Below are 22314 nucleotides of genomic sequence, written 5' to 3' on the forward strand. Positions count from 1 at the left end.
TGAGTCCCGCGAGGACCGACCCCCTCCTTCTGCGGACGGGGCGCGCGCTAGCACGTCCGCTCGACCAGGGCCGCGCGCCCATCCCAGCGCAGTAACACGAAGGAACCACGAGCATGGCAAGCGAGACGATACGCAATCCGCATACGGACCACCTCCTCACCCCGGAGAACTCGGCCCTCATCATCATCGACTACCAGCCGATCCAGGTGTCGTCGATCCGTTCGATGCCGCGCGACGAGCTGGTGTTCAACATCGTCAGCACGACCAAGGCGGCGGTGAACTTCGGGGTCCCGATCATCCACTCGACCGTCAACGTCCAGACCGGCCGCAACAAGCCGCCGATCCAGGAGCTGCAGGACGTGATCGGCGACCTGCCGACCTACGATCGCACCTCCATCAACAGCTGGGAGGACACCGGCTTCAAGGACGCGGTGAAGGCGCTCGGACGGCGCAAGTTCATCATGACCGCGCTCTGGACGGAGGCTTGCCTAACGTTCCCCGCGCTCGACGCGATCCAGGAGGGCTACGAGGTCTACGTGCCCGTCGATGCGGTCGGCGGCACCTCGGTCGCCGCGCACGAGGCGGCGCTGCGCCGCATCGAGCAGGCGGGCGGCAAGCTGATCAGCCGCGTCCAGCTCTACTGCGAGCTGCAGCGCGACTGGGCCCGCGAAAAAACCGTCCCGGGCTTCATGGATGTCTTCCAGAGCTCCGACGGCTTCAATCCCGAGAAGGCCCAGGAAGCCGGCGCGGCCTGACACGATGACCGGGCGGCGACGGCAGGGGCCGTTGCCGCCCAACCGCAAGGAGAATAACCCATGAGCGAACTGGTGGTGGTCGTCGCGCTGAAGGCGGTGGCGGGCAAGGAGGACGAGCTGCGTCGCGACCTGAGCGTGCTCGTCGAGCCCTCGCGAGGCGAGGACGGCAACATCCGCTACGATCTGCTAGAGCGGATCGATGAGCCGGGACGCTTCGTGTTCATCGAGGAATGGACCTCGGTCGAGACCCGCATGAAACATCACGAACACGGGCCTCACATCCAGCACTTCCACGCGCACGGCGTGAAGAACGTCGAGACGACGGAATTCGCACTGACCCTCAAGCGGGTCGTCTAGCGTAACCGGAGGAATCAGCGCCATCGGTCAACCAGCCATCTAATTAGTCAGTCCGCGAAGGAGCCAATCAATGGCCAACACCATGAGGGCCGTCGTCCTCGACTCGTTCGGCGGATACGACGCCTTCGAACTGCGCGAAGTAACCGTGCCAGGCGTCGGGCCGAGGCAGGTCCGGGTGCGCGTCCACGCAACCGCAATCAACCCCCTCGACTACCAGATCCGGCGCGGCGACTATTCCGACTACGTGCCCCTGCCCGCCATCATCGGCCACGACGTCTCAGGCGTGATCGAGGAAACAGGGTCGGACGTGCGCGAGTTCGAAGTCGGGGACGAGGTCTACTACACCCCGAAGATCTTCGGCGGACCCGGTTCCTACGCAGAGCAGCACGTAGCGGATGTAGACTTGGTGGCACGCAAGCCCCGCAACACCACGCACATCGAGGCGGCCAGCCTCACGCTGGTCGGCGGCACGGTTTGGGAGGCGCTCGTCACCCGCGCACAGCTCGGCGTCCAGGAAACGATCCTCATCCACGGCGGTGCTGGCGGAGTGGGATCGGTGGCGATACAGCTCGCCAAGGCGATGGGGGCGCGGGTGCTCGCAACCGCACGCCGCGCGAACCACGATTTCGTACGCGCGCTCGGCGCGGACGAGGTGATCGACCATACCGCGGAAGACTATGTATCCGCCGTGTCCGACCTGACCGAAGGCCAGGGACTGGACGTCGTCTTCGACACGGTGGGTGGAGACGCCCTGACCCGGAGCCCGCTCGTGCTGGCCGATGCCGGCCGCGTGGTCAGCATCGTCGACATCGCGCAGCCGCAGAACCTGATCGAGGCATGGAGCAAGAACGCAGCCTACCACTTCGTCTTCACGCGGCAGAACCGAGGCAAGCTCGACGCCCTGACGAACCTCGTGGAGCGCGGGCTGATCAAGCCGGTCGTCGGCGCCGTGCTACCCCTGGCGCGGATCGGCGAGGCGCACGAGTTGCTCGAGGCGGGCGGCGCCCGAGGATTGCGGGGCAAGGTCGCGATTGACGTCGTCGGCGAGACAGTCGAGCTTCCCAGTCTGTGATCAACGAGTTGGTCAATGCGCCAGACAGACGACGGCCTTCGTCGAGCCGGACCAGTCGAGCGCTTCGCCACCACCTTATCGGCGTCGTGGCGGCATCCGGGGCTGCCTGCGCGGCGGCGGGAGCGGCCGAGTCCTTCATCCTGGTCATGTCGGCTGAACCCGGTGTTCTTCCGGATCAGGCCCCACTAGCGGCCTTCGCGATCGTCATCACGCTCGTCGCGCTGACGGTGGGTGCAACCGTCCTCATCCTCCCTGCCGTCATGATGTGCTACCCGCTGGCAGTGCTGATTGCCCGGCGCCTACGAAGCGGCGTGCGCATCGCGGCGGCGGGCGCCATTCTAGGTCAAGTGGCCGGCACCGCCGCGACGATGGCCTATCAGGCGCTCTTCATGCCGGACGCAAGCCCGGTCCCATGGCTGGAGCAGGTGCGCTTCATGGCGATCCCTGCCTTTTGCGCCGGCGCTGTCATGGGATTGGTGGTCAGCACCCTGGAGCGCCGCTGGCTCCGCTTGGCGGTTGGCACGCCGAGGTTCCACTAGCCTCCGGCCGGCGTCCTCAGGTGCGCGTCGTAGAGGGCGACGAGGCTCTCGACGGCCTGGTCCACATATTCCGGGCGGTCGTAGAGGTCGTAGTGATCCGCTCCGTCTATGACCACGAAGTCCCTGCGGTTTCTCGCCCTCTCCCATAGCGACTTGCTTCCCTCGTAGGAGAAGGTGGTGCCGAGCCTGCCGCCCACGATCACCTGCAGTGGCTGCACGAGCAGCTCACCGGCGAGGTGGAAGGCGTCGTAGCCGGCGAGGAGCGCGTCGCTGATGGACAGCCGCTGGTTGCTTCGGGAGTCGCTGCGTCCGCGCTCGTCATAGTAGTCGATGGCGTTCAGCAAACTTGGATCTTCGATGCCGGCGGCGCGAGCCTCCTCGGCACTCGGCAGCCAAGCCACCCGCCGCTGCTCCCCACCGCGCGCTGCGGCGGTGCGCAGCCTCCCGACCTCCGCGAGCATGGCATCCAAGCCACCCGCCTGCTGGGACATTCGTCGGAAAGCCGAGCCGATATCATTGGCCACCACCGTCCCGACCGCCTTGAAGCGACGCTCGATCATCGCCGCGCTGACGGCATATCCTCCGCCGGCGCATATGCCGAGCAGCCCGATCGCCCCCTCGTCGAGGAAGGGCAGCGTCATCAGGAAGTCGACCCCGCTCCGAACGTCCTCAATCCGGGCGGACGGATCCTCCAGATCCCGCGGCTCGCCAGCGCTCTCGCCCTGGTAGGACGGGTCGAAGACGAGGGACGTGTAGCCCTTCTGCGCCAACTTCTCCGCGTAGACCGCGCCGGCCTGCTCCTTAACGCTGCTGCCAGGTCCGACGACCACGACGGCGGGAAGGGGACGGCGTCCGCCGCCATCCGTCGGGATGCGCAGGTGGCCGACCACCTCCCTCCCTTCGCTCTTAAAGGCGACGCGCTGCAGCTCAAACTCCATGAGAACCTCCTTCTGATCAAGAACCGTGACGCCCTGCTGGTGCCGCTCGTTGTCGCGGCACCATCGCGACCCCGGCTCAGTCTATGCGCAGCACCGCCTTGCCCTTGAAGCGCCTCGACAGGAGGGACCGCGACATCTCGTTGACGTCGCGCCAGGACGCCGTCGCGCTGATGGCCGGGTGCAGCTGCCCCGTGCGCAGGCTGTCGGCGAGACCGGTCAGTATCTTTCTGGCCGAGGGCCCGCCTGGTCGCGTGAGCTCCTCGCCGAGGAAGAAACCGTAGAGCGAGGTGCCGCCGAACATTCCTCCGGGACCGAGGCGGAAGGACTTGGCATTGAACGTGGTCAGCTCGTCCCCACCCGCGTCGCCGAACTGGACGCAGACCCCGCCCGAGGAGAGCCATGAGAGCGCGCGGCCGAGCAAGCCGCCACCGACGCCTTCGAGAATGAGATCGAAGGGGCCGTGCGCCGCGGCCTGCGCCTCGCCGATGGCCACGAACTGAGCTCCCAGGCCCTCGAGCGACCTGGCGTCCTCCGCGCGTCGCACGAACGCGGTCACTTGGGCCCCCGCCGCCGCCGCAAGCTGGATCGCGAGCATCCCGACACCGCCCGTCGCGGCGGTTACGAGAACCCGGCTCCCCGGAGCCAGCCGCTTCTTGGAGAGGGCAAGCGTCGCGGTCATGCCCGCGACCGGCAAGACGGACGCAGCCTCGAAACCGACATCGTCCGGTAGGGAGCCGAGGAATTCGGGCGGCACGGCGACGCGCTCGGCCCACGCTCCCTCGAACTTGAGGCCGACGACCCGCTCGCCCACGGAGAAGCCGGAGCCGCGCGGTGCGGCCTCGACGTGGCCTTCTAAGTCCCAGCCCGGCCGGTAACCGGCAGGCGCCGACAGGGCGCCTCTGACCTCGCCATTGTTGAGCGAGATCGCCTTCACCGCCACGACCACCTCGCCGACATCCGGGGTAGGCTCGTCGAACTCGCCGATGGCGAACCGTTGCTCGCCAGGGCCGCCAATGATCGTCACTGCACGCATGGCCGCAATCACCTCTCGGTCCGTAGGTGGTCTGCCTGGGACTTATCGGTAGTTGCCCCTAACGCTACGGTGTGTCGCTTACAGGGGAACAGAGCACGCAGGGAGAGAGCCAGAGCGCTCGAGCCCAGCTGCGCATCAAGCGATCAGGGCGCGGAGTCGAAGCACTCGATCAGCATCTCGGTGAGCACTCGGACCTTCCGGACCGGCTGCTGGGCGGGCGGGCGGATCACGTAGATGCCCGCCGTCGGCGGCGGATAGCGCGACATGATGGGCACCAGCCGCCCGGTCTCCAGATATGCATTGAGGAGCCCGTCCGGCAGATAGGCGATCCCGAGGCCAGCCGCGGCCGCGGCGGCGAGAGCGGTTCCGTTGTCCGCTTTGAAACGCCCCTGCGGCCGGACGGTGACGGTCTGTTCTCCGTCGAGGAACTGCCAACTCTCGGTGCCCTGCATCAGCGCCTCGTGCTCGAGCAGCTCGTCCGGCGTCTCCGGCGCCCCGTGCGCCTCGATGTAGCCAGGGCTCGCGACGAGCTTGCCGTGGATCGGGCCGACGCGCCGAGCGATCAGGTTTGAATCTTGGAGGTATCCTATCCGGATGGCGCAATCGTAGCCCTCGGAGATCAGATCGACGAAGCGATCGGTGTAGCACGTGTGCACATGGAGCTGGGGATGCCGGCGCGCCATCTCCGCGATCACCGGCGCGAGGTGGTCGGGACCGAATGAAAGCGGGGCGGCGACGCGGAGCCTGCCGCGGAGCTCGCCCGCCGGCAATATCGTCTCCCTCGCGATGTCGATCTCGGCGAAGACCTTCGCGGCGTAGTCCCGGAAAGTTGCGCCCGCCTCCGTCAGGGCCGCCCCCCGCGTCGACCTCGCCAGCAGCTGGATGCCGAGGTCGCTTTCCAGACGAGCGAGGCGCCGGCTGACGATCGATTTCGACACCCCCAGCCTGCGCGCGGCGGGCGTCACCCCACCGGCGTCGGCAACCTCGACGAAGGTCTGCAGTTCCTCGATGTCCATCAGCGTTCCTCGTACTGCGACACAGCGTGTCGTTTCCGCATGCTACCGCTACGGGAAGCGGAATGGCAATGTCCCGTCCGACAGCGCGACAGCGGCGCTTGTTTCGGCAACAGCTCGGACGACAACAGCAGAGGACACCCTATGACTTTCCGCAACGGCCTCGATTCACTGCTCCGCCCCGAGGATTCGGTGGTGGTCCTGATCGACCACCAGCCCTATCAGCTCGCCAATCTCAACAGCCACGATCCGCAGATCGCGGTGAACAACGCGGTCGGCCTCGCCAAGGCGGCCAAGGCCTTCAACGTGCCCACGATCCTGACGAGCGTCGTCGCCGAGCGCGGCGGCGTAATCTTCCCTCAGATCACGAACGTCTTCCCCGATCAGGAGGTGATCGACCGCACGTTCATCAACACCTGGGAGGACCCCAAGGTCGTGGACGTCGTCAAAGCAACCGGACGCAAGCAGCTGATCCTGGCTGGCCTGTGGACCGAGGTTTGCGTGGCCATGCCGGCGATCCAGGCGCTCGGCGAGGGCTGGGACGTGACGGTCGTCACCGACGCGTCCGGCGGCACCTCGGTCGAGGCGCACCAGGTCGCCATCCAGCGGATGATCGGCGCGGGCGCAAACGTGATGACGTGGCTGGCCGTCGCCGCCGAGTGGCAGCGCGACTGGGCGCGGATGGAGACGGCCGTGCCGATCACCGAGGTGATCGTCGAGCACGCGGTCGGCAGCGGAATCGCGTTCCTCTGGGAACAGCAGCTCCTGAACACGCCCGTGCCCACTGCTCCGGCTGTCGGCGCCTGACCTCGGCGGGCGGCGGTGATCGCTCGAGATCACCTGCTCGCCCGTCGCCGACCCCGGCCGCACTCCCCCCGACCCGCGGCTGGGGTCCATTCCTCGAACCCAGGAGCAAGAACGTGTCGCTCGATCGCTTCCCCGTCGGCCAGCAAATGGACGTCACCTACCCCGCGTTCAGTGTGAGCCTGACACTGAAATCGACGACGCAGCTGCGCTTCGAGATCAAAGAAGGACCGTTCGCGAAGACGGAGGAGGTCGACATCCAGGTCCTGCCGCTCGGCAGTGGCATCTTCGCCGTGAGTTGGCAGGAGAAGGACGGCGCGACCGTCACAAACGTCCCGGATTTCGACCGCTCGGTGATCCATTCCTACGCCACTTTGCCCGGCGGCGAGTTCATACGCATGTCCGGACCGATCACGGTGACGCGGCGGGCCGATACTGCCGCCGATGACCTCCCCCGCCGCAACAAGGCGCTCGTGCTGGATGCGATGACCTCGCTGTTCCAACGACGCGACGCGGCCTCGGTGGAGCGGCTCTACGCCGCCGACTACGTGCAGCACAATCCGAGCATCCCGCAGGGGCGGGACGCGCTGCAGTCATTGGTGGCGGGGCTTTCGGAGGAGGTCTTCTACGAACCCGGCCTGATCGTGGCGGAGGGAGACTTCGTCGCGATCCACGGCCGCATCCGCGGCTGGGCGGCCACTCCGCAGGTAGTCGTCGATATCTTCCGGGTCGCGGACGGAAAGCTGGCGGAGCACTGGGACGTGCTGCAGGACGAGGTGCCGGTCGGAAAAGCCCTGGGCGGCATCGCGATGTTCGACCCCAAGGAGCGCGAGCGCGAGAACGACACCGTCGCAGGCTAGGGGTGCCGGCACAATCACCGACACGAATGCGTTGAGGGAACACAGATGGAGATCGGCATCGACAGCTTCGCGGCCATCCTGCCCGATCCTTCCGACGGGAGGCTTCCGGAGGCAACGGACCGCATGGCCGATCTCCTCGAGGAGGTCGAGGTGGCCGACAGGGTCGGGCTAGACGTCTTCGGCATCGGCGAGCACCACCGGTCCGAGTTCCTGGATTCGGCCCCGGCGGTCATCCTCGCCGCGGCCGCTGCCCGCACCGAGCGCATCCGGCTGACCAGCGCGGTGACAGTGCTGAGCGCGGCAGACCCGGTCCGGGTGTTCCAGGAGTTCGCCACGCTCGACCTCATCTCCCGGGGCCGCGCCGAGGTCACCGTCGGGCGCGGCTCGTTTGTCGAGGCCTTCCCGCTGTTCGGCCTGGACGCCGCGGAATACGACGACCTCTTCGCCGAAAAGCTCGAACTCTTCCTGAAGCTCGGAGAGCAGACCAGCATCACTTGGCGCGGACGGTTCCGCCCGCCCCTGGCCGGACAGGGCGTCTTCCCCCGGCCGCACCAGCCGCGCCTCCCAGTCTGGCTCGGTGCCGGCGGCACCCCGCAGTCCTTCGTTCGCGCGGGTCTACTCGGGCTCCCGCTGATGGTAGCGATCATCGGCGGCGCCTTCGAACGCTTCCGCCCCCTCGTTGATCTCTATCGCGAGGCGGGAAGGCGAACGGGGCACGATCCCAGTATGCTCAAGGTCGGCGTGCACGCGATGGGCTTCGTCGGTGAGACGGACGCCGCCGCACGGAACGCGTTCTTCCCCGGATGGGCCCATCTCACGGGCAAGGTCGGGCGCGAGCGCGGTTGGTCCCCGCCGACACGCCGACAGTTCGACGAGATGGCCGGACCGGACGGAGCCTTCCTCATCGGCAGTCCCGAGACAGTCGCCGAGAAGATCCGGCGTGCCGACGACGTCCTCGGAGGGCTCGCCCGCGTCACGTTCCAGATGAGCACCGCCTCGCTTGAGACCGCGGCCATGAAGCGCTCGATCGAGCTTCTTGGCACCGACGTCGCGCCGGCCGTCCGTGCCTGGGAACATGCTCGCTCCAGCGCTGAACGCAACTGAGCGGGAGACGCGCCATCGCAGGCTCCTCCGCCCGTCGCTGCCGTTCCGTCGCGGTCACCGGGGCCGGCGCGGACCTCGGACGCGAAGTCGCGCTAGCCTTCGCCGCTGCGGGTTGCATTGTGTTCGGCACGGCGGGAAGCGCCACCGAGGCCCAAGAGCTCAGGGCCGCATCCGGCGGCCGCGTCAGCCTGGCGGTCTGCGACGTCACCAACGCCGATCACGTGAAAGCCTGGGCCGGAGGCGTATCGGACGCGCTGGGCACGGCAGGCCTCGACATCCTGATCAACATCGCAGGCTTGGCGACCCCCGGCCCGATCGAGATGCTGCCGCTCGATCTGGTCAGGCACGAGTTCGAAGTGAGCGTGTTCGGGGCGCTCTCGGTCGCCAACGCGTTCCTCCCCGCTCTCCGATTGGCGAGGGGCCGCATCGTGCAGGTGAGCGCGTGGGAGGCCGGACGCCCGCTGGCGTTCACGGGATCGGCGGCCGCCGCGGCTTCCGCGCTGGAGACGTTCTCGGACATCTACCGCGTCGAACTGCAGCCCTTCGGCGTCGACGTGGTCGTCGTCACCGCCGCCAATATCGAAACGTCCGAATATGCGTGGTCAGTGACGGCAGCGGCCAGGATGGCGTCCACAATGTCGACCATACAGCGGGAGCTCTACGGCCGAACGTTCGGCGCGTTCGTCGACAGCCGGAACCAACTACAATCGACAGGGTCGGACCTGGCCGCCGCCGCAGCGCGCCTAGTCGAGATCGCGGAGGAGATGCCTGCGCGGTCGCGCGCCGCGATCGCATCCGGTGGAGTGGGGATGTCCGCAGGCGCACGCAGCTCCGACCTCAAGATGCTCGACCCGCTTCGTCCATTCCCTCGAAGTTGAACCATGCGCAGCTTCACGGATTCGATGCCGAGCGAGGCAGAGTGCGTCTGTCCGTTCGGCGTGAGGCGCCGCTGCCGGGACGCCAGCGATGCGCGCGGAGGGGGCAATCGACAGAATATTAGAACGATCACGCACAAGCAGGAGCAGACATGAACCATCCAGGCCAGGGCGTGCAGCTGCCGCAGCGCCTCCTACCTTTCCCGAGTTCGATCTCAGATTCCGCACGCGCTGCGCTCGAGCGGGCGGTGGGGGAGGATGGCGTCCCCTTGAACGCGTTGCACGAGCTTCCCGACCCGACGGACCTCGACGCATGGGCGGCCATGAAGTCCGCAGCCAACGCACGCTACGCCGCAGCGCTGAAGGGGTTGTCGGGAGAAATCCGCTCGAGCGTAGAAACGGTGACGGTCGGCGACGGTCTCGTGCATATCGCGTCACCTGAGCGATCGTCGGGGCGCGCGATCATCGACCTGCACGGAGGCGGCTTCGTGTTCGGCGGCGGCGAAGCCTGCCGACATGGCGCGGGATCCCTGGCCGACCAGCATGGCGAGCTCTGCTACGGCATCGACTACCGCACGCCGCCCGAACACCCCTATCCGGCGGCGCTCGACGACTGCATGTCGGGCTATCGCTTCGTCCTCCAGCGTCATCGCCCCGACGACATCGTCGTGGTGGGCCGATCGGCCGGCGGGAACCTCGCTCTCGCCATGCTCCTTAGGTCCCGTAGCGAGCGCCTTCCGATGCCAGCGGGCGCGATCCTCCTGTCTCCACAGGTCGACCTCACCGAATCAGGCGACAGCTTCGCGCTGAATCAGATGGCGGACGTGGTTCTTCCCCGATCCATGATGCGCGGCAACCTGCTCTACGCTGACGGAGCGGATCTGACCGATCCCCATCTGTCACCGCTATACGGCGACCTGCGCGGACTCCCCCCAGTCTTCCTGCAGACGGGCACGCGCGACCTCTTCCTCTCGAACGCAGCCCGCCTGCACCGGGCCTTGCGGCAGGCCGAGGTCCCCACCGAGCTGCACGTGTTCGAGGCTATGCCGCATGGCGGCTTCGGGGGCGGAACGCCGGAGGATCTCGAGCTGCGCTCGGAAGTGCAACGCTTCGCCGCTAACCGATGGAACGAGTCGGCCGCCGGCACGCCGGCACTGTCGTGATGCGAGCCATGCCCCCTGGCGCCGCCAGCTACCTCCGGGTGATGCCTTGACCGGCGAGCCGCGCACGCGCGTGGCCGTGGTGGAGACCGGAGAGAGCCCATTCGCCGTCCGCATCGAGATGGGCGACCACGTCCTGTTCGGGGATGAACCGGTCCGAGCCGGCGGCGGCGACCTCGGCCCCAGTCCGTTCGACCTGCTGACCGCCGCCCTCGCCGAATGCACGGCAATGACGGTCCGTTGGCTCGCCATTCAGAAGGATTGGCCGCTAGAGCAGGTCGAGGTCGTGGTTGAGCACGTCAAGCGATCGGCAGCCAGTGGCGCTGAATCCCAGGACGTCTTCAGCAAGACGGTGCTGATCCGCGGGACACGTCTCAGCGCCGATCAACGGGCGCGACTGATGGAGGTGGCGGAGAAATGCCCGGTCCACCGCGTCCTGCTGAACACGCCGTTGATAACGACTCGGGCAGGCACCCCGCTCGACGAGACCTTTGATACCTGAACATCAAACGTAGATTAGGTCACGCGGCGGAAGGTTGTGCCGCTGGCAACGCTGCCTTCGGCCGTTCCACCCTACAGCCATTTGCCTTGAATGGAGAACGAGATGGTCGAAGCACGATGGAACGGACGACTGATCGCCCGAAGCGACGACACCGTCATGATGGAGGGCAACCACTATTTTCCAGCCGACGCCGTCGATGCCTCGCTGCTACGCCCGAGCGGCACGACCACGGTCTGCCCCTGGAAGGGAACGGCGCTATTACACCCTCGAGGTGGACGACGTGGCGAATCGTAACGCCGCCTGGTATTATCCAGATCCAAAGCGGGCGGCGGAAAGCATCAGGGGGCGCATCGCCTTCTGGAAGGGCGTAGAGGTCGGCTGATCGATGCGGCGACACCGACCCCGCGGACTCCGAGCCGGCATGAGATCGGCAACGGTGTCGATTAGCTTAAGCGGCCGAGGAACAACATCGTGATACCATAAGTGTCCACCAGTGCGTGCGCGAATATCAGAGCCCAGAGGTTCCGACCGCTTCGGAACCAACCCCAACCGAAGATCATGCCGACAACCCCCGTGCTGATAACACCGGTCAGACCTTGGATCATGTGGGCCAACCCGAAGATGCCGCCGCTCACGACAATCGATATCCACCGTGCCCGATCACCGGTGCCAAGGATGCCGGTGAGTTGATTCAGCAGGAAGCCGCGAAACAAGATCTCCTCTCCGAGCGATGCGCTGATCAGGGCGAAGCCGAGAAGCCGGATTGCTGCTTCGGCATTGCCTGCGAGGGCGCCGTAGCCGCTGAGATCACTTCGCATCCCCGAAATCCGGTCAATCAGAGGCTGAATGATCTCGCCTGCCGCCGTGACTGCAACGGCAAGCCCGACGCCCCAGATCACGGTTGAAGCGACGCGCCGACGCCCCAATCCTAGCGGCTCCAAGTTCCGCGACTCCACCAGCGTCCAAAGCAGCGCGAGGCAGGCGAGCACCACCACCCGAAGCGGGATCGCAACAGGGAGGATCAGAAGCCCGAGGAATAACAGGATCACCAGCACCCGGGTAGGCGCGCGCATCACAAGGGCTTTCGCCTCGATCGCTGAGGCGCGCTCTCCATTCGGTCTAAATCTGATATTGTCTGACATATCCCTCTTCCGCTTTCGAGGCGATCAGTGTGCGGAAATATGACATCGCGTTCGCGTTGCGCAGGGCGTGCCTTTCGCGAGGCCTCCGCGCCCTCGTTGCCGGAAAGGCGTCCGTTCCACCCCTGACGTCGAGAAATCTGCCTATGTGCGGCGAGCGTCCGCGAACGGGTAGATCAACGCCCCCGATGCCATCTCCGAAGGTGACACCACGACCTGCCTGCTCCCGTTCCGGAACTGCTCGACCCCGTGTCCCTCGATTCCCTGGAATTGCACCTGGAGCACCCGCGGCCGCTTCCATTCGCCGTTCAGGCCGAACTCAACCGTGCCCATCACAGTCTCAAAGCTCGTCCTGCGGGTGAAGTCCGCGAGGGCGCGGTCATCGAGACCGCCGGTGCCCTCGATCGCATGCGCAATTACCTGCATCTGCGCGTAGGCGGGCGGTGCCATGTAGTGGCCGAGCGGATCCACGCCGTTAGCGGCCGCGCGCGAGGCATAGGTCGCGAGCATGCGATCGACGCCATCGAAGGCCAGAGCAGGCGCCGGAACCCAGTATTCGTAGTTTACCACGCCGTTGAGGAGCGGTCCCAGGGTCGTCCGAACATCGGCGTTCTGCGGTCCGATCATGCCCGCGCCGACCATTTTGGGGCGGAACGGATGGTGGTCCAGCGCCTTCAGCAGGTCGACCGTGTCCTGAAGGTATGAGCAGAGGAACAACAGGTCGCAGCCGCTTGCCGCCACGTCGTCGAGGAAGGGCGCGAACTCGGTCGTGGTGAGCGGATAGGTCGCCTCGTGGACCACCTCGAAGCCGTGCGTCGCCGCGTTCGCCTTGGCCCCCAGGATAGGATTCCTGGCGAACACGGCATCTGCTGAGAGCAGCGCCACCGTCTTCGGCCGGGGGGATTGGCGCGCCGCGACTTCGAAGAAGCCCGCAGTCAGCGACGCATTGGGGTCCGGCCCCGTCGGGATCATCGCGAAGTAGTCCGGATATCGGAGTTCGTTGTTCGCACCGAGCGCCATCAAGCCGACCATGAAGCGTCCTCGGGAGATCACCGCGGGTAGCGCCGCCAGATTCGTATTGGTCCCGTAGCCGCCAATGACGAGATCGATGCCCGCGTCGTCGAGCAGTCCGGCGTACAGCGCGGCGACCTTCGCAGGGTCGCCCTCGTCGTCGTGGCGGACCAGCTCGACTGGCCGTCCGAGCAGCCCACCCCCGGCGTTCACGTCCTCGACCCAGATGTCGTGCGCGAGCTGCGCGGAGCGGCTGTTGCCGGCGAGCGGCCCACTGAGCGAGAGGCTGTAGCCGATGCGGATCGGAGCGCCGGTGCCTGGCATTGTCACGCGCCCTGCTGGTCGAGGAACACGTGGAGCGTCCTGATGCGGCCGCCATCGACGTGCGCGACGTCGAGGCCGGTCACGGCAGCCGGTCCGCCCTGAGGCCCGGAGCTCCACTGCAAGCGCCCCATGCCGTTGTGCCCGAGCGCGGGCCGGATGGCGCTGAAGCCGAATTGCGGCGGCAGGTGATCGAGGAACTCCGTGACGGCCTGGGAGATCGCCTCGTGGCCACTCGATGAGCGATCAGGCTCGTGCAGGACGGCGCCCTCGTGGTAGATCTCTCGGATCGCCTCGATGCGCCGTGAGGGGTCCCGCTCACCGAACACCCGGGTCAGGTTTGCCTGCATGATTGCATCGAAGTCCGTGGTCGCCTCGCCGGCCGCTGGCGCGCTGGCCGGTGCCTGCGCCTCGCCGCTGACGATCCGGGCAACCACTTGATCGATGCGCGATCTCGCGCTCGACAGCGCCAGTTCGCGCGCCTCCGGTCCGAAGCCGATCTTCTCGGCATGAACAAAGGTCACGTCGGTGATGCCGACGAAACCCAGCAGCTGGTTCAGATAGGGTTCCTGGAAATCGATCGCCTTCGCCGGGCCCTCGGAATAGAGGCCGCCCCGCGATTGGATCACGATCGCGCGCTTGCCAGTCAGCAGGCCCTTCGGTCCGTCCTCACTGTAGGCAAAGGTGACGCGGGGCCGCAGGATGTGGTCGAACCAGGCGCGCAGCGACGTGGGTATGCTGAAATTATACATCGGCGCGCCGATGACGAGGACGTCCGCTTCCCGGATCTCGCCGATAAGTTCGTCGGACAGTGCCTGGGCGCCGAGCTCGTCGTTGGTGCCAGCGACCCCGCGCACGCCGGACACGGTGGCCGGGGTGAGGTGCGGAACCGGTCCGTGGGAAAGGTCGCGCGACACCACGGTCGCATCCGGAACGCGTTCCAACAGGCGGTCGACGGCATAGGCAACGAGCGCCTGGCTGACGGATGCGTCCCGCGACACGCTGCTGTTGACGGCAAGGATATTGTTCACGACTGGCTCCACCGGACGATTTGCGTGCCGGCTAGCATCGCCCGTTGCGGTCCAGTAGCGCCGCGGCACGGGACACTGTGTCGCGTTTGCCGCAACGCTGACGGGGCTCATCGCCTCTCCGCACTGAGCGCGGAAGGCTCACCACCGCGGCATGCAGCGCACCCGATCCGGCCTCGGAGGCGTTCGACGCTGGCTGCGGGGCGCGATGACCGACGGGTCGTCCCGTGACTAGGCACTGATTGGATGGAGCCGCGCGCCTCATGCCCGCGACGTGCACCCGCACGAGGATCACTTGCAGCCGTTGATGGCGGCGGCCGGTGCCGCGCCAGGCGAGCCCGGAAGGTTCGACTTCCATGGACATGCCCTAGGCAAGGCGATCTCCGGCTTCCGCTTCGGCTGATGATCGGAGCAGGCAGCATCGAGGCGAAGGGCGACCAGCGCTTCGCCGCCTGCCTGCGCGTGGCGCATGCGGGTGTCGCTGAAAGCGCTGCACCCTGGCTCACTTCACTATGCCTTGAGGGCCGGTCGCCATTCTAGACTGCGCGGGCGCCAGACCGATGCGATGGCCTCGTCGGACGCTCGGGGTTGACTGGGCGCTCGACGGACCGCGCCTAGGTCACTTCCGCCGGCACTCACGGCGATCCGGATTGCGGTCGCACCGCTGTCGCCGGGCCCGCTCGGCCATGATCTGACCGTCCCTTGCCATCTGCGATGCCATTGCCGCCTCCTCCATCGTCTTCAGCCGCTTGGTGTCGCGCCTGTGCTGCTGCGCCAGCATGCAATCGCTGAAAGCGCGGGTGCCGTATCTGTTGCCAAACCCCTGGCAGGTCCGCGCATCCTCGCGCTCCTTCGAGTTCCACCGTTGGGCGGATGCTGGGCCGGCCGAAACGACCAGGATCGCTGCCAGACCGGCCGACAGCACGGCGGTGCACGCTTTTTGGCTTCCTCGGTCAATCATGATGTACTCCTTAAGCTTACAGAAAACTCACATGGGGCGCGGCGCGCCGCTGCCCTGCGCACTAGGCGTGGCGCTGACGCCCGATGTGGCCGCAGAACATGGATGCACGGATTGGTCCGCATCTCCTGCTCCTCGATCTCCTTCGGTGGCCACGATGAGGGTCACGTCCCGGCGTTTACGTGGCTCCAGACGCGCGAGATGACGACTGAACCTTCCCCGACCGATGACGCCACGCGCTTGACCGAGCCGGCCCGCACGTCGCCGACGGCGAAGACGCCCGGGCACGATGTCTCGTAGGGGAACGCGGCCCCGGCATCGGCGCCCGTCAGCACGAAGCCTTTGGCGTCGAGTTGCGCTAGTCCAGCGAGCCAGCCGGTGTTCGGCACGGCGCCGACCATGACGAAGACGGCGCAGGTGTCCACGCGCTCGGACGTGCCGTCGCGAGTGATCGTGACGCCCTCCAGATCGCCTGCGCCATGCAGGTCGGTCACCGCCGCACCGTATTCGATCGTGATCGCCGGGTCCGCTTCCAGCCTGCTCGACAGATAGCTGGACATCGAGGCGGCAAGCGAGTTTCCGCGGACCAGCACGCGGACGCGCGTCGCGAACCGGCTGAGGAACATCGCAGCCTGACCAGCGGAATTGCCGCCCCCGATCACGATGACCTCCGAGTCCCGGCAGAAGCGCGCCTCGTGCTCTGTCGCAGAATAATAGATGCCCGAGCCTTCGAACTCGGCGATGCGGTCGATCGACAGGCGGCGATACTGGACCCCCGTCGCTATGATCACCGCGCGCGAACGCACCCGCCGCCCGTCGTGAAACGTGCTGCAGAAGCTGCCGTCGGCAAGCCGCTCGCACGCCATGACGCGGAGCGGCATCGCGAACCGCGTCCCGAACTTCATCGCCTGGACTTCGCCGCGCCAGACCAGGTCGGCGCCCGAGATCCCGGTTGGGAAGCCGAGGTAGTTCTCGATCCTGCTGGACATGCCCGCCTGACCCCCAACCGCGATGTCCTCCACCACTAGCCCCCTGAGCCCCTCGGCACCCGCGTAGACGCCGGCGGCAACCCCGGCGGGTCCGCCACCGACAATCAGCACATCGACGGCGTCGCAGTCGACCAGGTCGCGGTTCAGTCCGACCAGCCTTGCGACCTTCTCCGGGGTGGGATCGGTCAGCACCTCGTCCCGCCCCAGGATCACCGCGGGCCGATGCGGGTCCGCGGCGCAGGTCTTGGCGATCGCGTGTGCGTCTGGGCTGCCGAGGGCGTGGGACGCGAACGGGAGGCGATTGCGACCGGCGAACTCGGCTATGCGCCGGACGTCGCGGTCGCTCTCCTCCCCGATCAGCACCAGCGAGCCCACGCCCAGCTCCAGCTGCATCCTGCGCCTGGCGGCCAGGACCGTGATGATGATGTCCGAGATCTCCGGCACCCGCGTCATGAGGTCGAGCATCCTGTCCCGTGGCACCTCGATCACGCGGGTGTCGCGTGCGGCGCGGAAAGCCATGGACCAGCAGCCGCCCGAGAGCAGCGAGATCTCGCCCATGAACTGGTTCGGGCCCATCGTCGCGGGGACCAGCCGCGCGCCGGTGAACACGTCGACGACCTCGATCTCGCCTTCCTCGACGTAGACGAAGCTCTCGACCGTATCTCCTGGTCGGACGAGCACGCTGCCGCTCGGATAGGCGACCTCCCGCCCAGCTTCGCGGATCGCCTCGACATGCGACGGCGCCAACGGCACCCGCTGCATTTCGGCCAGATCTCTGCCCATCTTTTCCACGTCGTTCTCCAGGTTCCCGTCGGATGCGCTGCGCGTGGAGCGCCGATGCCAATTCGGTGAATAGCTTTGGCATCTGGCCGGGAGGTCAGATAGCACCGGGAAGTGCTACGCGCTGTCGCGTCTGCGGGAACGCCACGCAGCTTCCCTCGCGTGGCAGCGACGCCCGGCACGCCCGCAACTTCGCCGCCGCCGATCCGGGGCAGGCCGGAGCCTGCCCACCAGGACCGGTTACGCGAGCGCGCCACCGTCTACGTTCAACACCGCGCCGGTGATCACGCTCGCAGCGGGGCTCGCCAGGAACGCGACCGCGTTCGCAACCTCGCGCGGTTCGCCGAACCTCCCGAGTGAGGTCAGGCCGCGCTGGAAATCCGCGGCAGGCCCATCGGCCGGGTTGGCGTCGGTGTCAGTCGATCCCGGCTGAACGAGGTTTACCGTGATCCCGCTCGGTCCCAGCTCACGGGAGAGTCCGCGCGTGAAGGAGGTGAGTGCGGCCTTCGACATCGCGTAAGCTGTCACCCCCGGGAAGGGGACCTTCTCGCCGAGACCCGAACCGATCGAGACGATGCGTCCACCTTCGCCCAGATGCGGGATCGATGCCTTGGCGAACACGAGCGGCGCCCGCACATTGATGTCCATCAGCCGCTGATAGTCGTCGAGATCGATGTCGGTGATCGGACCATTCAGGCCGATGGCCGCGCTGTTGATCAGGATGTCGAGGCCTCCCAGCGCGGACACCGCCTGCTCGACCGCGCGCTCGACGGCATGCGCATCCGCGCTGTCGGCCTGCACCGCAAAGGCCCGTCGGCCCAGGCTCTCGATGGACTTCGCCACCGACTGCGCCTTGTCGGCCGCGCTCTGATAGGTGAACGCGACGTCCGCCCCGTTCTCTGCCAGGACCAGCGCGATCGCGGCACCGATACCGCGCGATCCACCGGTCACCAGCGCACGCTTCCCACTCAGGTCGAACATGTCAAATCCTTCCATTGATGCGCGCGATCTCGCGCAGGCTCACAAGGCACCATCGCCGCCGTGCCAAGCGTCTGAGCGGTCGCCGACATGGAGCGGAGATAGGCTCGCAAGTCGGACGCCGCATTCCCGATCGTACCTGAGACTTGCCTGATCCTGCCAAGCCACCATTTTGGAAGGATGTCAGACCTGAACCGCACTACCCGCCATCTTCTCGAGGTCCTGGCGCCTCACTTCGCGGCGGAGTCGGGGCCGGCTGGCCGGCCGACGCCGGTCCCGCGCCTCACCGTTTGGACCAGCAGGGTCCCGACGAAGCCGATCTCGTCGGTGTTCGAGCCGATGTTCTACGCCGTGCTTCAGGGAACCAAGGTGCTGACCATGGGTGCCAACCGGTTCGAGATGGCGGCGGGCAAATGCGTCGCGTCGTCCTTCGGACTGCCCTATTCGCACCAGATCGCCGACGCGTCGCACGACCATCCCTATGTCGAGGCGAGCCTGCGTCTGGACGTCGACATGCTCACGCGGGTCATGCTCGATATGCCCAAGCGGGAGGACCGCTGGACCTGCGCCGTTGCCGCGGGCAATTTGGACGGCGTGATCGGCGAGGCGTTCGTCAGCCTGGTGGATCTCGCCAACGCCCCGGCCGACGTCGCCATGCTGGCGCCACACCGCGAGAGCGAACTCTACTATCGCCTGCTGCAGAGTTCCATGGGCGACACGCTCCGCCAGATCGGGCTGCGCAACGACCGCGTCCGGCAGATCAAGGCCGCCGCGGACTGGCTGGGCGCGAACAACCGGGAGCCCGTGGTGATCGCCGACGTCGCGGCGCGCGCAGGCATGAGCGTCACGTCCTTCCACCGGCACTTCAAAGCCGTCACGGGCCACAGCCCGCTCGCCTTTCAGCGGCACATGCGTCTGATGGAGGCCAAGAAGTTGCTTGCTGCCGGCGGCACTAACGTGGCGCGGGTCGCATTCGAGGTCGGCTATCAAAGCCCATCGCAGTTCAGCCGCGAATACAAGGGCATGTTCGGGAGCCCACCCGCCACCGACCTGGCGAGATGATGCGGGCGATTGAACGTACAGTTTAAATCGCTGACCCGTCGGATCTGAAACCTAATATGCCGGATCGCGAGCGATTCTTCGGTGAGCAAAACCATTCCCCCGCCGCATACCGGGCGATCCATTCCACAACCTGGACCAAGCTGGGTCGCGACCGACCAGCTGACGGAACTGCGTCAGTGGCGGATCCAGCATATGAACGACCTGGAAGCGCTGGTCGGCGTGACCAGCTCGACGGCTAATCACTACCTGGGAAATACGCGATTCGCTCTCGCGCGAATCCGGTGACGGGCACGGCTATTTGGCCCGCTCCGATTTCAAGCCTCGCCCAGCGCTGCTATACCCATCGTGTGACCGAAGTAGCGATACCTCTAACCACCTCGATCCTGCCTGGCATCGTTGACCGCCTCTCAGCGGAGAGCCGAGCCCGACGAGGCCCAGTCTTCCGCCACTAGCCTGAGAACGCCCCGCTGGGCGTGAGATGTGGGGCGAAGCCGCCACAAGGTTGCCCGAAGGGCACGGTCAGATTGTCCCGACAAGTGGCTGGCTCTGCGTGGTGGGTCCGATGGGATTCGAACCCATGACCTCTCGATTAAAAGTCGCTTGCTCTACCGACTGAGCTACGGACCCACGCTGCCGCCCCTAAGCGCGGGTGCCGGGCGGGTCAACTGGGGAACCCTTTCGCCCTTGCAGGCCTTGTCGCGCGTAAGGAGGCGCGCGTGCGGATAGCGACGTATAACGTGAACGGAGTCAATGGCCGCTTGCCGGTGTTGCTGCGCTGGCTCGAGGAAAGCGCGCCCGACGTGGTGTGCCTGCAGGAGCTCAAGGCGCCGGACGAGAAATTCCCCGAACAGGCGATCCGCGACGCGGGCTATGGCGCGATCTGGCACGGACAGAAGAGCTGGAACGGCGTCGCGATCCTCGCCAAGGGCTGCGACCCCGTCGAGACGCGGCGCGGCTTGCCTGGCGATCCCGACGATACCCACAGCCGCTATATCGAGGCGGCCGTGAACGGCGTGCTGGTCGGCGGGCTGTATCTGCCCAACGGCAATCCGCGGCCGGGTCCGAAATTCGACTATAAGCTCCGCTGGTTCGACCGGCTGATCGACCATGCCGCGACGCTGATCGACATGGAGGTGCCGGTGGTTATCGCCGGGGACTATAATGTGATGCCGACCGAGCGCGACGTGTACAAGCCCGAGCGCTGGCTCGACGACGCCCTGTTCGCGCCCGAAGTGCGCGCGGCCTATTTCCGGATGCTCGAACAAGGCTGGACCGACGCGTTGCGCACCACGCATCCCGACGAGACGATCTACACCTTCTGGGACTATTTCCGGAACGCCTATGCGCGCAACGCCGGTCTACGGATCGACCACCTGCTGCTCAACGCGCCCGCCGCGCGGCGGTTGGCGCGCGCCGAGGTGGATGCGCATGTCCGCGGCTGGGAAAAGACCAGCGACCATGCGCCCGTATGGATCGAGCTGAATCCCTGACCGGGCCAGCTGGGTCAGCCGGTGAGCGGGCGGAACTCGCGGCGCAGGTCGCGTTCGACCGTGACCGAGCCGTCGCCTGCGACGCGGATCAGCGCGAGCGGCGCGTAATGCCGCTCGACGCCGTGCGGCGGGCGGGCGAGCGGATTGCCCGCAGCATCGCGTGGCCCTAGCACGTCCGACAGCACCGTCCGCGACGGGATCTGCCAATAATCGCCCTGGCGATAGACATTGCCGAACCCGTTCTCGCGAGTCCCTTCCTGCGCCGCCTCGCGCTTCGTGGCGATGTCGGTCGCGGCCAGCGCCGCCGCTCCTCTGGCCGGCAGCTTGCGCGCATCCCCCTTGGGCGTAACTCGCGGCGGGATATTGTCGCGCGGGGTTTCCACGCCGCCCTCGAACATCACCTGGATGCCGTCTTCGAGCGTAAGCCAGCGGCCCTCGATCAGTTGCAGCGCATTGTCGTCGGCCAGCTTGAGGCGATCTTCCGCAGGGCCGCGCAACTTGCCATGGTCCCAGCGGCGCAGCAGCACCGGCTGGCGCGGATCGTCGGTATTCGCCTGAGGCGTGGCGTCGAGCGTAACCGTTGCGGTGTCGGGATCATAATCGACGACGCGCAGCAGAGGCGCATCGGTGTCCTGTAGCGCCTCCGCCGGTCCGGCGACCTCGACGATGTCGCCCGGGGCGATCGCGAAGCGCGCGTCGCGCCAGGCGGCGGCGAGCTGGACCTTGGGGCCGGCGATCGTGTCGACCGGGAAGGTCACCGCGCCATTCTCGCGCGACCAGACGAAGGTCGCGCCGCCCTCCTTGGCCGTGGCATAGCCGCCGCGGCGGATCTCGACGCGGTAGAGCTGGTCGCTGTCGCCGCGGAAGCGCGCGCGCGGCGAGACTTCGCAGGGCGGGCCGCCGGCCGCGGGCGCCTCGGCCGCCTTGGCCTTGAGCATACCGCGCATCGCGGGCTCGAGCTGCGCCAGATAATTCGGCCAGGGATCGTCGGTGCCCTCGGGCGGCTCGTTGAAGCTGTCCGTCGTGCGCGCCTTGACCTGCCAGACGAGTTGCGCGCGCGAGCCGGTATCGGGGCCGTCGAGCGCGACTTCGCGCACCGCGTCGGCCTCGTGGGGATCGCGTGCCCGATCGAACTCGGCGGCGGAGAGGTGGCGCTCCCATAGTTCGAGATAGATGAGATAGGCTTGGCCCTGCTCGAGCGCGGGCGGATCGGGGTACCAGGGCTGGACCGGCAAGTCGCCCGACACGCGATAGCCGACGCTCGCATTGTTCTGCGCGGGCCAGCCATCGACATAATAGCGCCCAGGCTGGATGCGGAAGCCGAGATAGCCCTTCTCGTCGGCTTCGACCGCGAAGCTGCCCGGCAGCCCGCCATGCGGCCCGATCAGATCGGCGGCGAGCATTCGCACGAGGTGCAGGTTGATCGCCTGCTGTTCATTGGCATCGGCATCGAGCTGCATCCGCCCCTGTTGCCAGTTGACGCGCGTGAACCCGTGTTCAGGGTTGAAGCTGACGCGCGAGAAATCGCCCTTCATGTCAGTCCCTT

22 protein-coding genes, 1 tRNA gene and 1 pseudogene are annotated in these 22314 nt (G+C 66.9%); 13 read left to right on the top strand and 11 right to left on the bottom strand.

Annotated elements, in window-relative coordinates; translation table 11 throughout:
• Positions 1–113: 113 nt before the first annotated feature.
• From AC3WJI_RS03940 to AC3WJI_RS03955, 4 genes are all read left to right on the top strand, one after another.
• Entirely contained in the window at positions 114–755 is a 642-nt protein-coding gene (locus AC3WJI_RS03940) for a hydrolase (RefSeq protein ID WP_492755943.1), read from the top strand.
• Positions 756–815: 60 nt separating this feature from the next.
• Positions 816–1112 (top strand): putative quinol monooxygenase, encoded by a 297-nt coding sequence (locus AC3WJI_RS03945; protein WP_492755944.1) that lies wholly within the window; start codon positions 816–818, stop codon positions 1110–1112.
• Positions 1113–1182: 70 nt separating this feature from the next.
• Positions 1183–2184 carry a zinc-dependent alcohol dehydrogenase family protein gene (locus AC3WJI_RS03950; protein WP_492755945.1) on the top strand — a complete coding sequence of 334 codons (1002 nt, stop codon included), beginning with the start codon at positions 1183–1185 and terminating at the stop codon, positions 2182–2184.
• Complete coding sequence (locus AC3WJI_RS03955) at positions 2181–2723, top strand: hypothetical protein (RefSeq protein ID WP_492755946.1); 543 nt, start codon at positions 2181–2183, stop codon at positions 2721–2723. The genes AC3WJI_RS03950 and AC3WJI_RS03955 overlap by 4 nt, the downstream gene beginning before the upstream one ends.
• Here AC3WJI_RS03955 and AC3WJI_RS03960 read toward each other — a convergent pair.
• The 3 genes from AC3WJI_RS03960 to AC3WJI_RS03970 all read right to left on the bottom strand — a co-directional run bounded on the left by AC3WJI_RS03960 (position 2720) and on the right by AC3WJI_RS03970 (position 5710).
• Positions 2720–3661 carry an alpha/beta hydrolase gene (locus AC3WJI_RS03960; RefSeq protein WP_492755947.1) on the bottom strand — a complete coding sequence of 314 codons (942 nt, stop codon included), beginning with the start codon at positions 3659–3661 and terminating at the stop codon, positions 2720–2722. The two genes, AC3WJI_RS03955 and AC3WJI_RS03960, sit on opposite strands and share 4 nt — an antisense overlap.
• Before the next feature lie 76 nt (positions 3662–3737).
• Complete coding sequence (locus AC3WJI_RS03965; protein ID WP_492755948.1) at positions 3738–4694, bottom strand: zinc-binding dehydrogenase; 957 nt, start codon at positions 4692–4694, stop codon at positions 3738–3740.
• 143 nt (positions 4695–4837) lie between these two features.
• Complete coding sequence (locus AC3WJI_RS03970; RefSeq protein WP_492755949.1) at positions 4838–5710, bottom strand: LysR family transcriptional regulator; 873 nt, start codon at positions 5708–5710, stop codon at positions 4838–4840.
• A gap of 141 nt (positions 5711–5851) precedes the next feature.
• Between AC3WJI_RS03970 and AC3WJI_RS03975 the strand changes: the two genes are divergently transcribed.
• The 7 genes and pseudogenes from AC3WJI_RS03975 to AC3WJI_RS04005 all read left to right on the top strand — a co-directional run bounded on the left by AC3WJI_RS03975 (position 5852) and on the right by AC3WJI_RS04005 (position 11394).
• The gene (locus AC3WJI_RS03975; RefSeq protein WP_492755950.1) at positions 5852–6514 is read left to right on the top strand and encodes a hydrolase; all 663 of its coding nucleotides are present in this window, start codon (positions 5852–5854) and stop codon (positions 6512–6514) included.
• Positions 6515–6627: 113 nt separating this feature from the next.
• Entirely contained in the window at positions 6628–7371 is a 744-nt protein-coding gene (locus AC3WJI_RS03980) for a nuclear transport factor 2 family protein (RefSeq protein ID WP_492755951.1), read from the top strand.
• A gap of 45 nt (positions 7372–7416) precedes the next feature.
• On the top strand, positions 7417–8475 hold the full coding sequence (locus tag AC3WJI_RS03985; protein WP_492755952.1) for an LLM class flavin-dependent oxidoreductase: 1059 nt from the start codon (positions 7417–7419) through the stop codon (positions 8473–8475).
• A 14-nt stretch (positions 8476–8489) separates the two neighbouring features.
• Positions 8490–9353 carry an SDR family NAD(P)-dependent oxidoreductase gene (locus AC3WJI_RS03990; RefSeq protein WP_492755994.1) on the top strand — a complete coding sequence of 288 codons (864 nt, stop codon included), beginning with the start codon at positions 8490–8492 and terminating at the stop codon, positions 9351–9353.
• A gap of 149 nt (positions 9354–9502) precedes the next feature.
• The gene (locus AC3WJI_RS03995; RefSeq protein WP_492755953.1) at positions 9503–10513 is read left to right on the top strand and encodes an alpha/beta hydrolase; all 1011 of its coding nucleotides are present in this window, start codon (positions 9503–9505) and stop codon (positions 10511–10513) included.
• Between the two features lie 46 nt (positions 10514–10559).
• Positions 10560–11012, top strand: a complete 453-nt coding sequence (locus AC3WJI_RS04000; RefSeq protein ID WP_492755954.1) for an OsmC family protein — start codon at positions 10560–10562, stop codon at positions 11010–11012.
• A 102-nt stretch (positions 11013–11114) separates the two neighbouring features.
• Positions 11115–11394: pseudogene (locus AC3WJI_RS04005) on the top strand (DUF427 domain-containing protein).
• A 61-nt stretch (positions 11395–11455) separates the two neighbouring features.
• Here the strand turns inward: AC3WJI_RS04005 and AC3WJI_RS04010 are convergent.
• The 6 genes from AC3WJI_RS04010 to AC3WJI_RS04035 form a co-directional block, all read right to left on the bottom strand.
• Complete coding sequence (locus AC3WJI_RS04010; protein WP_492755955.1) at positions 11456–12154, bottom strand: CPBP family intramembrane glutamic endopeptidase; 699 nt, start codon at positions 12152–12154, stop codon at positions 11456–11458.
• Positions 12155–12295: 141 nt separating this feature from the next.
• Positions 12296–13486, bottom strand: coding sequence for an amino acid ABC transporter substrate-binding protein (locus AC3WJI_RS04015; protein ID WP_492755956.1), 1191 nt, complete (start codon positions 13484–13486; stop codon positions 12296–12298).
• Positions 13487–13488: 2 nt separating this feature from the next.
• Complete coding sequence (locus tag AC3WJI_RS04020) at positions 13489–14514, bottom strand: NAD(P)H-dependent oxidoreductase (RefSeq protein WP_492755957.1); 1026 nt, start codon at positions 14512–14514, stop codon at positions 13489–13491.
• A gap of 616 nt (positions 14515–15130) precedes the next feature.
• On the bottom strand, positions 15131–15472 hold the full coding sequence (locus tag AC3WJI_RS04025; RefSeq protein ID WP_492755958.1) for a hypothetical protein: 342 nt from the start codon (positions 15470–15472) through the stop codon (positions 15131–15133).
• 161 nt (positions 15473–15633) lie between these two features.
• Complete coding sequence (locus AC3WJI_RS04030; RefSeq protein ID WP_492755995.1) at positions 15634–17241, bottom strand: FAD-dependent oxidoreductase; 1608 nt, start codon at positions 17239–17241, stop codon at positions 15634–15636.
• Positions 17242–17478: 237 nt separating this feature from the next.
• Positions 17479–18219 (bottom strand): SDR family NAD(P)-dependent oxidoreductase, encoded by a 741-nt coding sequence (locus tag AC3WJI_RS04035; protein WP_492755959.1) that lies wholly within the window; start codon positions 18217–18219, stop codon positions 17479–17481.
• A gap of 177 nt (positions 18220–18396) precedes the next feature.
• Between AC3WJI_RS04035 and AC3WJI_RS04040 the strand changes: the two genes are divergently transcribed.
• Entirely contained in the window at positions 18397–19278 is an 882-nt protein-coding gene (locus tag AC3WJI_RS04040; RefSeq protein WP_492755960.1) for an AraC family transcriptional regulator, read from the top strand.
• Positions 19279–19829: 551 nt separating this feature from the next.
• Here AC3WJI_RS04040 and AC3WJI_RS04045 read toward each other — a convergent pair.
• Positions 19830–19905 (bottom strand) — tRNA-Lys (locus AC3WJI_RS04045).
• A gap of 89 nt (positions 19906–19994) precedes the next feature.
• On the opposite strand from AC3WJI_RS04045, the gene xth reads away from it, so the two are divergent.
• Positions 19995–20768 (top strand): exodeoxyribonuclease III, encoded by a 774-nt coding sequence (gene xth / locus AC3WJI_RS04050; RefSeq protein ID WP_492755961.1) that lies wholly within the window; start codon positions 19995–19997, stop codon positions 20766–20768.
• Between the two features lie 14 nt (positions 20769–20782).
• Here xth and AC3WJI_RS04055 read toward each other — a convergent pair whose 3' ends face one another.
• Complete coding sequence (locus tag AC3WJI_RS04055; RefSeq protein WP_492755962.1) at positions 20783–22303, bottom strand: DUF6519 domain-containing protein; 1521 nt, start codon at positions 22301–22303, stop codon at positions 20783–20785.
• Positions 22304–22314 lie beyond the last annotated feature (11 nt).

It is taken from the genome of Sphingomonas sp. FW306-1B-B10E (assembly GCF_058782005.1).